The sequence below is a fragment of the Cetobacterium somerae ATCC BAA-474 genome, assembly GCF_000479045.1.
Classification (GTDB): Bacteria; Fusobacteriota; Fusobacteriia; order Fusobacteriales; family Fusobacteriaceae; genus Cetobacterium_A; species Cetobacterium_A somerae.
The window spans coordinates 1-15115 of sequence record NZ_KI518187.1 but is presented as its reverse complement, the minus strand read 5'-3'; the positions used below and the strand labels follow the sequence as shown (position 1 = coordinate 15115).

At 29.5% G+C, this 15115-nt stretch carries 13 protein-coding genes and 1 pseudogene; all 14 read right to left on the bottom strand.

All coding sequences use genetic code 11. The annotated features are described in order from the left end of the window. Positions 1–431: 431 nt before the first annotated feature. On the bottom strand, positions 432–1016 hold the full coding sequence (locus tag HMPREF0202_RS10510; RefSeq protein WP_023050777.1) for a CDP-alcohol phosphatidyltransferase family protein: 585 nt from the start codon (positions 1014–1016) through the stop codon (positions 432–434). Continuing rightward, positions 1017–2000, bottom strand: coding sequence for an ABC transporter ATP-binding protein (locus HMPREF0202_RS10505; protein ID WP_023050776.1), 984 nt, complete (start codon positions 1998–2000; stop codon positions 1017–1019). Further along, on the bottom strand, positions 2001–2747 hold the full coding sequence (locus tag HMPREF0202_RS10500) for an ABC transporter permease (protein WP_023050775.1): 747 nt from the start codon (positions 2745–2747) through the stop codon (positions 2001–2003). A 1-nt stretch (position 2748) separates the two neighbouring features. Then, complete coding sequence (locus tag HMPREF0202_RS10495; RefSeq protein ID WP_211231176.1) at positions 2749–3543, bottom strand: ABC transporter permease family protein; 795 nt, start codon at positions 3541–3543, stop codon at positions 2749–2751. Positions 3544–3616: 73 nt separating this feature from the next. Continuing rightward, complete coding sequence (locus HMPREF0202_RS10490) at positions 3617–4780, bottom strand: ABC transporter substrate-binding protein (protein WP_023050773.1); 1164 nt, start codon at positions 4778–4780, stop codon at positions 3617–3619. A gap of 79 nt (positions 4781–4859) precedes the next feature. Further along, positions 4860–5531: a TVP38/TMEM64 family protein gene (locus HMPREF0202_RS10485; protein ID WP_023050772.1), complete on the bottom strand. Its 672-nt coding sequence runs from the start codon at positions 5529–5531 to the stop codon at positions 4860–4862. After that, positions 5532–7568: a heterodisulfide reductase-related iron-sulfur binding cluster gene (locus tag HMPREF0202_RS10480; protein ID WP_023050771.1), complete on the bottom strand. Its 2037-nt coding sequence runs from the start codon at positions 7566–7568 to the stop codon at positions 5532–5534. Between the two features lie 150 nt (positions 7569–7718). Then, on the bottom strand, positions 7719–9356 hold the full coding sequence (locus HMPREF0202_RS10475; protein WP_023050770.1) for an FAD-dependent oxidoreductase: 1638 nt from the start codon (positions 9354–9356) through the stop codon (positions 7719–7721). Between the two features lie 72 nt (positions 9357–9428). Next, a complete protein-coding gene (gene ahpC, locus HMPREF0202_RS10470; protein ID WP_023050769.1) occupies positions 9429–9992 on the bottom strand; it encodes an alkyl hydroperoxide reductase subunit C in 564 nt (187 codons plus the stop codon). A 173-nt stretch (positions 9993–10165) separates the two neighbouring features. Then, the gene (locus tag HMPREF0202_RS10465) at positions 10166–11065 is read right to left on the bottom strand and encodes a cation diffusion facilitator family transporter (protein WP_023050768.1); all 900 of its coding nucleotides are present in this window, start codon (positions 11063–11065) and stop codon (positions 10166–10168) included. 192 nt (positions 11066–11257) lie between these two features. Then, positions 11258–11821: a rubrerythrin gene (rbr, locus tag HMPREF0202_RS15730; protein ID WP_245576463.1), complete on the bottom strand. Its 564-nt coding sequence runs from the start codon at positions 11819–11821 to the stop codon at positions 11258–11260. A gap of 15 nt (positions 11822–11836) precedes the next feature. After that, positions 11837–13303 (bottom strand): annotated as a pseudogene (locus HMPREF0202_RS15540) ([FeFe] hydrogenase, group A); the annotation flags it as partial. A 12-nt stretch (positions 13304–13315) separates the two neighbouring features. After that, positions 13316–13858 (bottom strand): rubrerythrin, encoded by a 543-nt coding sequence (rbr, locus tag HMPREF0202_RS10455; protein WP_023050766.1) that lies wholly within the window; start codon positions 13856–13858, stop codon positions 13316–13318. Between the two features lie 216 nt (positions 13859–14074). After that, positions 14075–14965 (bottom strand): 23S rRNA (adenine(1618)-N(6))-methyltransferase RlmF, encoded by an 891-nt coding sequence (gene rlmF / locus HMPREF0202_RS10450; protein WP_051364163.1) that lies wholly within the window; start codon positions 14963–14965, stop codon positions 14075–14077. Positions 14966–15115: the final 150 nt, after the last annotated feature.

Sequence of the window (15115 nt, the reverse complement as noted above, 5' to 3'; positions counted from 1 at the left end):
TATAAACTTAAAAAAGTTTATACATCATAACTAAACACCGTTCAAGGTAGATCATAGTCTATATTTATTTGGGAATTTTATTGTTGAATTGAATTTAAAATGTTTATTTTTAAAACTTTTAATATGAATTTTATTTGAAAAGGTTTGTTTATATTCAGAATTTTAATTAAAAACAATACTTTTGTCAATTTTTTATTAGGGTTAATTTCAAAGTTTTTTTCGCTCTATTTCTATCCATTTTTTATTATTTATTAAAAGAAACCATTAAATTAAAAGCTCACTCAAGTATATTAATACTAATATACTTGTATAATTTGTTTATTTTTTAATCCTATTATATTCTTTTACTTTTTTCACTCTAAAAATAATTTATCTAAAAATAAAAAAAGAAAAGCCTATTTTTTAGACTTTTCTTAAGTAAATCGATATTCCTATTTCAATATTTTTTTAGCTTCTATAAATCTTTGGAAAGCTGTAAACAGTACCATCACTGTAAATATATTTATTACAACTCCTGCATTTTCCTTTAAAAGTATTATTAAACTCAACATTAAAAACCCTTCAGTTCTTTCAGCTAATCCAGCTTGATAATAAAATGTCTTTTCTCCTTTATTTTCAGCTAGTGGCCCTGTCGTTAAAAATATTGTCATTGATATAATAATACTTACTGCTAAGATAAGAGATATAAAACTAAACTCTGTATATTTATACGCAACTCCTAAGATAACTGCACCTTCAACCATTCTATCAAAAGTAATATCCATTACAGTTCCAAAAGGTGATGATGATTTTATTTTTCTAGCTATTGTTCCATCTACAGCATCTAAATATCCAGAAAACCATAAAACTAAAACCGCTAGAATATTAAATCCAAAAGCTACTAAAACTCCACTAAAAATTCCCAACAACATAGCTATTATTGTAACTGCATTTGCACTTAAGCCAAATTTCATAGCTATTTCTGCTCCAACACCTATCAACGGTTGGATGTATTTTCTACAATGTGTATCTAACATCTATTTTTGCTCTCCTATTAAAATTTTCTCATTGTCATTGTAAATAAGAGATACTTCATCTCCTACTTTATATAAAAACTCTTTCTCTTCCACTAAAGTTATTTTTTCATTCTCCAAGGATACAACCACTGAATATCCCCCCATTTTAAAGTTTATTTCATGAACTATTCCCTTTAAATTTGAATTTTCTATAACTCTAATACTCTTCCCTCTAAGAGCAACAAACTTACAAGACTCTACTTCACACTTAAAAACCTTTTCAAATATCTCTTTTGAAAAGATATTTTCCACAGCTAATAACTTTGCTGTGTAAACATTTTTAGGATTATTATATAAATTTTTTGGAGTTCCATAGTCTAAAAGTTCTCCTCTAAACATAATTCCAATTTTATTAGACAAATAAAAGGCTTCCTCTCTATCATGAGTTACAAATATAATTGTAACTTTTAATTTTTTATGAAGTTTTTTAACCATCTTTTGCATTCTATCTCTTAAATTAAAATCTAAAGCTGAAAAAGGTTCATCCATCAATAAAAGTTTAGGTCTTGTCACTATGGCTCTAGCTATAGAAACCCTTTGTTTTTCTCCACCACTTAACTCACTGGGAAATCTTTTTTCTTTTCCCACTAAATCCATTTCTAATATAGCATCTTTAACTCTTTTTTCAATCTCATCTTTTGAGACCTTTTTAATTTTTAATCCAAAAGCTATATTTTCCCAAACACTTAGATGTGGGAGAAGTAAATCTTTTTGAAAAACCATAGCTACCTCTCCATCTTTTATCATTCTGCTTGGACTTTTTCCATTTATCAATATTTCACCACTAAAATCTTTATCTAAGCCCGCCACCAAATTTAAAAGAGTAGATTTCCCTGATCCAGATTGTCCTAATATTCCAATAAATTCACCATCTTCTATAGAGATATCTATATTTTTTAGTGAGAATCCAGAGAAGGATTTAGACACTCCCTTTATTTCTATCATTTAGTACTCTCTCTTTCTATAAATATTTTTTACTATTCGGTCTACTAAAAAAACTAAAAAGTATGTGAAAGCAACGTATATAATACTATAAACCGTTCCATTAGTAATGCCTCCATCAACTAAATACGGCATCATTAAAATTGGAAGTGTCATAATTTGACCTCCTCCAATTATAAAAGTTACTAGATATTGAGCTAATGAAACGATAATAACTAAAGACATTCCAACTAAAAATGATGGATAAATTATAGGCAAAGTTATTTTTAAAAAACGCTCTATGGCATTGGCTCCTAAAACTTTTCCTAAGTTTATATAATCTTTATTTAATGTCACATATCCTGCTCTCATACTTTGAATATAATAAGGCATTGTTGTCACGCTGTGAACAATGGCAACTCCCAATGCTGTTTCTATTAAATTCAATTTTATAAATGCAAATTGAATTCCCATTGTACTAACCATTGTTGGAATAATTAGTGGAAGGATGATTAAAAACTCTATAAACATCTTTCCTCTAAAATTTTCCCTAGCCATAAAAGAAGCTATGGGAGTTCCAATTATAAAATTTATAAACATTGTTATAATAACAACTAAAAGTGTAGTCATTAAGCTATCATAAGTTTTCCCTGATTTTAACACATATTCCCACATCTTAAAATTCATACTATTTAAAAATATTCCAATAAAAGGCAATAAAAATATTAAGGATAATAAAAAATATATAATCCATAAAAATAATTTTTTCATTTTACCACTCCCTTTCCTGGAATTTCGTAAAAAATTTCAAAGCTAAACACATTATTCCACCAAATAATAAACTTATACTTGAGATTAAAATGTTCATAACCATTATTTTTCCTCTCAAATCTAAATTGCCTTTTGTATATGTATCAAACACTAGTACAGAAAGTACCCTAGGATGAGTAACCCCTAAAATATATGGTGTTTCAAAGGCTGCAAAAAGATATGTTAAAACTATAAAAAAGCTAATACTTAAAGTTGGAAAAACCAGTGGAAAAACTATTTTTTTAAAAAAAGCAACATTACTTAAATTATATATTTTTCCCAAAGAATCCCACTTTTTATCGATTCTAAAAACTACAGGAAGACTCATCATAGTCATAAATGGTAAAGCCTTCCAAACATAAGTCAGTATTATTCCAATTCCATATTGATCATTTGTCAATATTGGAAACTCATCCATAGAAGATATTATCCCTATTTTTAATAAAAAATTACTTATTACTCCTCTTCTCATAAGTAGAAGTAGTATTCCATATGCACTTACTAAATATGGAACAAATACTGGTGCTTCAATAACTTTTTGAAAAAATTTTGTATAAAAATATCCTTTTCTCCTACTTAGAAAAACTAGAAATATAACAATAACTGTCAATATAAAAGCTAAAAGAGCAGCAATACTATTTATTTTTATAGTGTATATTAAACTTTCATAAAACTCTTTTGAAGAAAGAACGTCTCTATAATAATCTAGAGTAAAATATGATTTTGTTAGAATTCTATTGTAACCTAAAGAGGTCATAAAAACATAGTACAGACCATACAGAAAGAAAAATGTCATATATAATAAAAAAGGCATTATATAGATAAATTTTTTAATTCTTTCCAACGTTCTCTAGCCATCCCTCTTCTATAATTGTAAGTTTATCAGGTGTTAGTTCCATCACTCTTTTTTCTTGTAGCTCCTCTGAAGATGGAATTTTCCCACTTTTATTTAAATCAAAGAATTTTTTTACAGTTTCAGGAGGTAGTTTTTTCATATCTAAGATATTAAAATCTCCCCAATTTTTAGGTTCCTGTTTCAATAGTTGTAACTCTGGAGATACTAATTCATTTATTACAGCTATAGCTCCATCTTTATTTTGAGCATTTGCAGGTATAGCTAAATAGTGATTATTAAATAAAGTTCCTTTATTTAATAAAAAGCTCTTTGATGTTTCAGGATAATCTCCTGATTCTATTTTTGAATTTACTTTATTTATAGTGTATCCCATAGTCACATCCACTTCTCCAGCTGAATATAGAAGATCTAATTTCCCTTCTGACTCAGGATAAGTTTCACCTTTTCTCCATAAATAAGGTTCAATCTCATTTAAATAGTTCCAAACTATATTTAAATTTTCTTTAAACTCTTCTGGAGTCATATTTTGAATATTATCATAACCTAACATATCAATTGTTATATTTCTTACAAAAGCACTTCCTGTAAAATTAGTTGCATTTGGATAAGTAAATCTACCTGGATTCTTTTTTACATACTCTGTTAAAGTCTCCCAACCAGTAAATGGTACCTTTCCATTTTTAGTATTGTATATAAAATTGAACTGAGCTTCTCCAAATGGAACCTCTAATCCATTAATATCCTCTCCAAAATCTTTAACTGTTGTACTCTCTTTTAATAAGTCTTTATTTTTAATGCTTCCTAAAGTATTTTCTGTTAAAACTCCAGCATCTTTTAAAGCTTTAAAGTTTTCACCATTTACCCATAAAACATCTATAACTCCATTTTTTTTCCCAGCTTGTTTCTCAATTATTAATTTATTTACAACATCTTTTATATCCACAATAGGAACTCTTTTTAAATTTATATTTTCATTTTCCAACACTTTAGGAACGACTACATCATCCATAAAAGTATTAATCTCTTTAGAACCACCCCACATATAGATATTAACATCTTTATTTTTTTCTTTATTACAACTTGTTAGCATTCCCAAAACTAACAATGAAAGTGTAAATAATTTAATTTTTTTTCCCATTTTTAATCCTCCTACTGTTTAATAAATAAGGGGAGATATCTTTCTCCCCTTTTTTTATTATAACCTATTTATTATAGTGTTACGAGTTTTTCTTTGATTTTTTTGCTATTATTTTTGTTATTATAGTTAGACCAAAGAATATAAGTGATGCCAATATTGACATCTTAACAGCTGTTTTCATATCCCCTGAAGCAACCGCTCCTGCTAGAAGTACAAATACCGATGTTCCTGGTAAAATAAAAATTGTTGATAATAAAGAGTATTGAATAAAACTTATTGGCGTTAATCCATAAACATAATTTTGAATTCCAAAAGGAAATATTGGTAATAATCTTGTTGTTGCAAGAATAAACCAACCATCATTTTTTACACCTTCATTTATTTTTTTAAAAACCTCTGTATTTCCAAATTTTTCTTCAATAGGTTTTCTAGCAATATATCTTGCTATTAAAAATGATAAAGACAATCCTAAGCCTGCACCTATAGCTGTGTAAACAATTCCCATCACAGCTCCAAATATTAATCCTCCTGCTAAAGTCAGTGGTAAAACAGATATACAAGTTGTTGTTACAATAGCATATAGTCCTATGTATACTATTGGTCCCCATACACCCAAACTTTTAATTAATATTTCTAACTTTTGTCTATCTTTTAAATATTCTAAAGCTCCAGATTTTACTATTCCTATTACAACAACAATTAAAACACATACTGTAATAATTAATTTTACTGAATTTTTTTTCTGATTCATTTAACTCTCCCGTTTGTTAAGTTCCAGTTTTGATTTATATCTTGTTAGCCATTGTTTTACTGGGCCCATATTTCTTTTCTTAGCTTTTGATTTTTTATATTTATCTCCAAATATTAAATCAACTATGTGAAGAGCATCTGCTCCACCATTTTCCATAGATTCTCTACATGCGGCACAATATGTCACCATATGACCTGTTGTTGTTTCTTTAGCTCTTCTATTCATAACTTTTTTAGCCACCTCTGGAACAGCTGGAACTATCATTCCACCAAATCCACAACATCTAGTTTTCTCTCTAGAATTTTCCAACTCCTCTACTTCATACCCCAACTTTTCCATAATCCATCTAATCCCATCATGAATTTTTGTTACATTTCTAGTTGGGCATGAATCATGTATATTAAACTTTACATCAGAGCCTTTTCCTATACCAAGTTGAGATTCTGGTAATCCAATCTCTGGCAATAGTTCCCATAAGGATATCACATTTTGCTTTCCATATGTACCAAATATTCCATAACACGATTGACAAGCAACAATAATAGTTTCTGCTCCAACCTTGTCTAGCTCCTCTTGAACTGTTTGGAATCTTTCTTTAAAAAGTTCATCTTGCCCTAAAGCTTTAGGTGGTTTTCCACAACATTTCAATAGAGAACCAACTTCTCCGCCTAACTTATTTTGTAAGTGATCCATAATATTTCCAACAGCAACTGAGTTGTATGATGGTAGAGAACATCCTGGGAAGAATACATATTTTGTTTTCTTTCCATTAGGAGCAGTATTTGTTGTATTAAATAGTTTTGAATATCCTAAATACTGGTGTGCTTCAATCGCTTTATGCCCTTTCATTGGAGATTTTCCACCATTATCTTTTATATATTTACTTCTTAAATCACTAAAGTTTGATTTTAAATCAAGACTTTTTGGACATTTTAAAGTGCATTGATTGCACATATTACAAGAGTAAGATATCTTTGGATCTACATTTTCATAACCTTTTTCTGCATATTCTGTAAAAAGAGTTTTTGGACAATCCGTATAGTCATTTAGCATACTACACTCTTTCATACAAAGTTTACACTCGCATTTTAAACATCTATTTGCCTCTTTTATAGCTTCCTCTTTTGTAAATCCTAGATTTTCACCATTCACTATTTTAGGAATAACTCTTTCATTTTTTCCAAAAGAATTCCAACCTTCAGGTAAATACTCTGTTGGTAGATATAACTTTGTTTGATAACCACCCTCAGCTTCTAAAGATCTTCCCTCTTTTAAATCTTTTCCATTTAAAAATCTATCTATTGATTTAGCTGCTCTTCTTCCCTCTGACATAGCTTCTACAACAATACGTGCACTTGCACAATTTCCAGCTACAAAAACTTTTTTATTATTTATTAATTGTAAAGTTAACTCATCAAAAACAAATGAACTCTTTGCATTTTTTCCTGTGGCAATTAAAATTGCATCATAATTTTTTTCTAACTTCTCAAAAGAAATATCTTTCCCAATCTCTGTTGAAAATTGAATATTAATTCCTAATTTTTCTAGCAAAGAGTATTCTCTATCTATTACCTCTCTTGGAAGCTTATGCTCTGGAATTCTAACTCTCATCATTCCACCAAACTCAGATGATCTATCAAATATTGTAACTTCATATCCTTCTTTAGCTAAATCTATTGCACCTTGAGCACCTGCTGGCCCCATACCGATTATAGCTATCTTTTTACCATTCTTACTTTTTACACTTATATCCCAATCTTCTTCATTATCAAAATTATCTGCTGCATATCTTTTTAATGTAGCTATTGCTATTGGTGAGTCCTCTTTTCCTCTTCTACAATTTTGCTCACAAGGATGAGCACAAATTCTTCCTAATACTCCAGGTAGAAAAAGAGTTTCTCTAATAACTTTTATCGCTTCTTTTCCCTTATCTTCTCCAATCAATCTCACATAAGTTTTAGCATCTGTGTTCATTGGACAACTGCTTTTACAAGCTGCCTCAGAAGCACCCATACAATTTTCAATAATATCTTTCATTCTTTCTCTTCCTATATCTTTATATTTTTTATTTCTTATATTATACCCTTTTTATCTATAATATTAAACATATCTTTTTATTTACACTCTTTAATTTTGAAAAATAAAAAATTGGGTAAACTAAAAAATCATTACCCAATCTCTTTACTTTTATTTTGTTATTTTCTCAATAATCTCTTCAATAGATTGCTTTCCAAAAGAGATATCTTTATCATTTATAATTAAAGCTGGAACTCCCATTATATTATATTTGCTTTTTAATTCTGGAAATGCAAATATATCTATCATTTCAGCTTGAACATTTGAATTTTCAATAGCTAACCTTTGTGCTCCTGTAACTACCTCTGGACAAAGGGAACAAGAAAGTGAAACTGCAATTTTAAGTTTTACTTTTTTATCTATACTTTGAATTTTTCCTTTTAGCTCTTCATTTAACTCTTGACCTGGCCCAGCTATATTATATAAAGCTAAAATAAATGAGTTAAGCTCATGACCACTTGGAAGTCCTGAGAACTTAACACCTCTAAAGTTGTCATTAGAATCTAAAATAGCAATAGTTGGAGAACAATCTAATTCTATTTTTTTCTCTAATTCAAGATTCTCATCTTTTTTATAAAACTCTAAAGTTATTTTATCTGAGATATCACAAATTTCAGTTAAAAATTCTTTGATATTTACTGAAAGGTCATTATCATTTAGTATAGAAACTATTTTTATACTACTTTGGAATCTTTCAAAGATACCTTTTAGCTGAGAAACTATTCCTTCATCTAAAAACTTAGATTTAGATTCCTCCTTAGAAATATCAGAAGTTTTTGGATGTTCCTTTTCCTCTTTTTCAATTCCTAAAGCCTCTCTTTTTTCTTCAACAACTTTTTCTAAAACTGTTGCAGCTAAAGCTCCATCAGCAACGGCTGTAACAACCTGTCTTAATCTCTTTGGTCTAATATCCCCAACAGCATATACATCTTTAACGTTTGTTTGTAAATCTCCATCAGTTACTATATATCCTTGAGAATCTAAATTTACATGATTTTTAAATAGATCACTTTGCGGTTTATATCCAATGAAAACAAAAACACCAAAAGATTCATTATCTGGAGCAGTATACTCCCAAGTTGTATTTGTGAGATTATCTTTAAAGATAGCTTTTCTAAGTTTAGTATCTCCTGTTACTTCAATAATTTGAGAATTAAATCTCACTTCAATTTTTGGATGTTTTAAAACTTTTTCAGCTATAGATTTAGCACATGTAAACTCAGGTTCTCTAGCTATAATTGTAACTTTTCTTGCAAATTTAGTTAAAAATATAGCTTCTTCAGCAGCAGCAAATCCCGCTCCAATAACGAAAACGTCAAGACCAGTGAAAAACTCACCATCACAAGTTGCACAATATGCAACTCCTCTACCTGTAAACTCAACTTCTCCAGGGAATCCTAACTTTCTTGGGTTTGCTCCAGTTGCAATAATAACACTTAAAGCTTTATAAGTTCCAGAAGTTGTTTCAACTTTTTTAATCTCATCTTTAAAATCCATATTTGTAACTTCTGATTTTAAAAATTCTACACCAAATCCAAGAGCTTGCTCTCTCATTTGCTCTCCTAAATGATGACCTGATATCTCTTTAATCCCTGGATAATTTACAACTTCAGAAGTAGTAGTTATCTGTCCACCAACTTCAGATTTCTCTATAATAAGTACATCCATTTGAGCTCTACCAGCATATATTCCAGCTGATAATCCCGCCGGACCCCCACCAATAACAATTAAATCATATATTTTATCCATAATTCACCTCTTAATTTAAGTATATATGTTATTAAAAATTGAAAGGCACCCTATAGTGCCTTTCAAAAGAGTTTAAATTTTTCCAACTAGATCTAAAGATGGTTTTAAAGTTTCTGAACCTGGTTTCCATTTTGCAGGACAAACCTCTCCACCGTGCTCAGCTACAAATTGAGCAGCTTGAACTTTTCTTAAAAGCTCTGCAGCATCTCTTCCAATTCCTAAATCATGAATTTCATATGCTACGATTTTTCCCTCAGGATTTATAACAAAACTTCCTCTTAATGCTAATCCCTCTTCAGGAATTAAAACACCAAACATCTCTGATATTTTTCTTGTAGGGTCTGCTACCATAGGATACTGTATTTTCTTTATAGTATCAGAAGTATCATGCCATGCCTTATGAACAAAGTGAGTATCTGTTGAAACTGAATAAATTTCACAATTAATCTCTTTAAACTTAGCATAGTTATCAGCTAAATCTCCTAACTCTGTAGGACAAACAAAAGTAAAATCTGCTGGATAAAAGAAGAAAACTGACCATTTCCCTTTTATAGACTCGTTTGTAACTTCAACAAAGTTGTTGTTGTGGTAAGCTTGTGCTTTAAATTCTCCGATATTTTTTCCAATTAATGACATGTAATAACCTCCTATATATTTATAATTGTTTTTGTTTTGTAATGATTACAAACTAATAATACTACACTTTTTTAGTATTGTCAATATTTTATTTAAAAATATTTTGATAATAAAAATATAATCTAAAATAGTTATTCAATATAGGCTCTTACTTTCCTTTTTTATTTTCTTTTTTAATATTGAGGATTTATATGAACCATGCAGTGTTTAGCTTCAGAAAAAGATTCTTCAATTTTATTATGAACTTTTTCAGCTATTATATGTGCTTCATTTAATGAGATATTCCCATCTACAGCAATTTCTAAATCTATATAAAATTTAGCTCCAAAAATTCTAGTTTTTAAAGAATCAACTCCCTTTACACCAACTTCTTCTAAAGTCAATCTTTTTATCTCCTCTACAATCTCTTCGTCACACGAAACATCCACTATTTTTTCAACTGCATCTTTTCCAATATCATATGAAACTTTTAATATTATAATAGCAATAACTATAGCTGCCAAAGGGTCAAGTATTTTAAATCCAATGATAGATCCACCGATACCAACCAAACTTCCAACTGAAGAAAAAGCATCTGATCTATGATGCCAAGCATCAGCTATAAGAGATGGTGAGTTTATTTTTTTAGCTGAATTTCGAGTATACCAATACATCCACTCTTTAACAAAAATTGATAATATCGCTGCTACAAGTGCTAAAATTCCAGGAGCAGGTAAATCTCCATTAAGAGCTTTTTCTATTCTTCCAATCCCTTCATAACCAATTCCCAATCCTGTTAATCCCAATAATACAGATAAAAATATAGCAACTATACACTCTAATTTTTCATGTCCATATTGATGTTTTTCATCAGCATTCTGTCCCCCTATTTTCACACCTATTATAACAATAAATGTACTAAGTACATCACTGGCAGAGTGAACTGCATCTGATATCATAGCTCCTGAATTTGCAAGTATTCCAGCTACTAGTTTAATTACAGAAAGTAATATATTTACAAAAATACTGACTTTTGAAACTCTCATTGCAATTTTACTTTCACTATTTAATTGTTCCTTTAAAATATTAACCATTTTCCCTCCAATAAAATAAAATAAAAAGGGACAACAATTTTCCTTATAGAAAATCGTTGTCCCATGATTTTTAATCTCACTGCATCAATTAAGACGCCCGGCATGTGTTAGCCTGATCAACTCTAAAAGAGTATAACCTATCTGTACTGCAAAATCAAGTAATTTTTAACTTTTATAATAACTTAAAAAATTTTAGTAATTTTCTGCTCTTACTTCAAAGAAACTTTGCGAGTAAGAACATACTTCACAACTTTCTGGAGCTTTTTTACCCATAACTAAATGACCACAGTTTATACATTCCCACATAGTTTCATCTGCTTTTTCAAAAACTGCTTTCATCTGTACATTATTTAAAAGCTTACGATATCTTTCTTCATGAGCTTTTTCTATTTTAGCTACAGCTCTAAATTTTTTAGCAAGATCATAGAATCCTTCAGCTTCAGCTTCTTCAGCAAATTTACTATACATATCTGTCCACTCATAATTTTCACCTTCAGCTGCATGAAGTAAATTTTCACTTGTATCTCCAAGCATTCCTAACTCTTTAAACCATAACTTAGAGTGCTCTCTCTCGTTATCTGCAGTTTTTATAAATAGGTGATGAATTTGTTCATACCCTTCTGTTTTTGCCACCTCTGAATAGAATGTATATTTATTTCTAGCTAAAGACTCACCAGCTAAAGCATCTAATAAATTTTTCTCAGTTTTAGTTCCTGCATATCTATTAGCATTTCCTTCAACTTTTTTCTCCTCTATTTTTTCAAAAACACTTGCTGGCTGCTTACAAAGTGGACAAATAAATCCCTCTGTTAACTCTCCCTCGTATATATACCCACAAACTGTACATCTATATTTTTCCATTTTCTTTCCTCCTAGTTCTTCACTTCTATCATAATAATTGGTATGTAACATTTTTTCTGCTAACTCACTTAAAGGTTTCTCATAAAACTCTTTATATAACTCAATAATCTCTGAATTTTCATGACTAAGTCTAAGTTTTAATTCAGAATCTCTTTTATATAAACCTTCAATACGTTTTTCTCTTAACTTATCACCTTTTAATATTGTGCCTTTTGGTTGACCTCCTCCACCGATACACCCACCAGGGCAGGTCATAACTTCAATAAAGTGATATTCCTTATCTAAATTTTTAATATTTTCTATGAATTTTGTTGCGTTGTCTGTTCCAAAAATTACAGCCACATTTATATTTAATCCCTCAATATTTAAAGAAGCCTCTTTTACTCCTTCCATTCCACGTATCTCTTTAAGATTATAAAGCTCCAACGGCGGTTGTTTTTTAGTTAGATATGCATATGCTGTTCTTAAAGCTGCTTCCATAACTCCACCTGTATTTGCAAATATAACTCCTGCTCCTGAAGCCTCTCCCATAAATTTATCATAATCAGCATCAGGTAAAATTTTAAAATCTATTTCTTCCTCTTTTGCCCAAAGAGCTAACTCTCTTGTTGTTATAACAAAATCCATATCTCTTAAATTTTCTATCTCATTATAATGAGCTGACGCATTCATTTCATCTCTTTTTATTTCAAATTTTTTAGCTGTACATGGTGTCACAGCAACATTTATTATTTTTGTAGGATTAATATCCATCTTTTTAGCAAAATATGTTTTTATAGTTGGTCCTTGCATTCCAATTGGACTTTTTGCTGTAGAAATATGTGGTAAAATTTCAGGGTGAAAAATTTCAACATATTTTACCCAAGCTGGGCAACAACTTGTAAATTGTGGTAATGGTTTATCATTTCTAGTTATTCTGCTTAAAAGTTCACTAGCCTCTTCTACAATTGTCAGATCCGCTGCAAAATTTGTATCAAGAACATAACTTGCACCTAATTTTTTTAACAGTGCTACCATCTTCCCTTGAACAAAGCTTCCGTCATCCATTTGAAACTCCTCACCTAGAGCAACTCTAACTCCAGGAGAAGTTGAAAATATAACTATATTTTCTTTATTTTTAATTAATGATTTTAATTTTTTATAATCATAAACCTCTGTAATACTAGATGTTGGACAAACATTTGCACACTGTCCACACTCTATACAAACAGCTACATCATTGGTTTTATCCAAAGAATAATTATTATTTACACCCACATAATTATTGCAAACCTCTTTGCATTGCCCACATTTTATACAAAGTTTGTCATCTCTAGTTATAGAGTAACTATCCTCATTGATAGCTACTCTTATATTTTGTGATAGATGCTTACTCATAACTGCCTCCCCTTAGAAATTTTTAGGTTGTAACATAAAGTAAGCTTTTGGATGCTTACAAACTGGACATAACTCTGGAGCTGACTCTCCTGTATGTATGTGCCCACAGTTCATACATTCCCACTCTTTTACTGATTCTCTTTTAAATACATTTCCTGATTCTATATTTTCTAAAAGCTGTTTGTATCTAGCTTCATGTTGTTTTTCTATTTTTCCAACCTCTTCAAAAAGAATAGCAATATCTTCTAATCCCTCTTCTCTAGCTTCTCTGGCAAAAGTTGCATACATATCTGTCCACTCATAATTTTCACCTTCAGCTGCATCTTTTAAATTCTCAATAGTAGAAGCTACTGTTCCTCCATGAAGAAGTTTAAACCAAATTTTAGCATGTTCCTGCTCATTATGAGCTGTCTCTTCAAATAATTTAGCTACTTGAACATACCCATCTTTTTTAGCTTTACTTGCATAGTAAGAATATTTGTTTCTTGCCATAGACTCTCCTGCAAAAGCTTCTAATAAATTTTTTTCTGTTTTTGTTCCTTTAATATTGTTCATTGTGCCCTCCTGTTCTTAAAACTATATTTTTATAGTTTTATAAATTTGTAATTATTACAAACTTGATATGAGTATACACCTTTGATTTTAAATTTGCAAGCTATTTTTTCAAAAAATAAAAGAGAAAAATAGCTCTCTACTCACACTATCTTTCTCTTTTCATTTATATTATCTTTCTTTTTTATTAAATTATTATATTATTTTGTTTAAAAAATTTTATTTTTGGTTAAAAGTCCAAGCTAAAACTCTACTGATTTTTTGTCCTTGGCTCATCTCTAAAACTTGACACTTAGCTCCTAATTTTTCAAGAACTTTTATTGTTGGTTTTACATTTTCTTTATTTGAAATTAAAGATGTAAAATAATATACTTGCGAAGCAAAAAGAGCACTCTCTTTTGCCATTTTTTTTAGGAACAAACGCTCTCCACCTGGACACCATAGCTCAGCTTTTTGTCCACCAAAGTTCAATCCTTTTTGAATATTTTTATTTCCCTTGTTTAAATTATCAACTTTTCTCTGATTAGCTTTTAAAGCGTCCTCTAAAGATGAATGAAAAGGTGGGTTACACATAGTTAAATCAAAACTATCATTTTTTTCAATAACTCCAACAAATATATGGTTTCTATCTTTTTGAAGTTTAAGTTTTACTTTATTTTTTAAATTTTCATTTGAATCTATTATTTTTTGAGCGTTCTCAATTGACTTAGGATCTATATCTGAAGCTGTGTAGTTCCAACCAAAAGTTTGACTACCTATAATTGGATAGATACAATTTGCTCCAGTTCCTATATCTAATACATTTACATTTTTCTTTTTAGTTAATAAGCCTGCTATGTAATGGATATAATCTGCCCTTCCTGGTATAGGTGGACATAAAAAACCTGCTGGAATATCCCAATTCTCAATATTATAATATGTTTTTATTAACGCTTTATTTAAACAGATAACAGCTTGATTATCACTAAAATCTATTGTATCTTCACCTATTGGATTTTTTATAATAAATGATTTTAATTCAGGCAACTTTTCAATTAAAATCTTAAAATCATATCTTCCTTTATGAGGATTATTTGGATGCAGCTCCCCTTTTTTTATTTCTTTTTTCAATAGAAACACTCCTTGTATCTTAATGTTTATTTTTTAATTTTATTTATATATTTTAACATTAAATCTCAAGTTTGTTAATACTTTGAGATTTAATGTTAAGAAAAAATTCATTTTTTTAATATTTATAAAAATTAATACGAACAAAGTTTT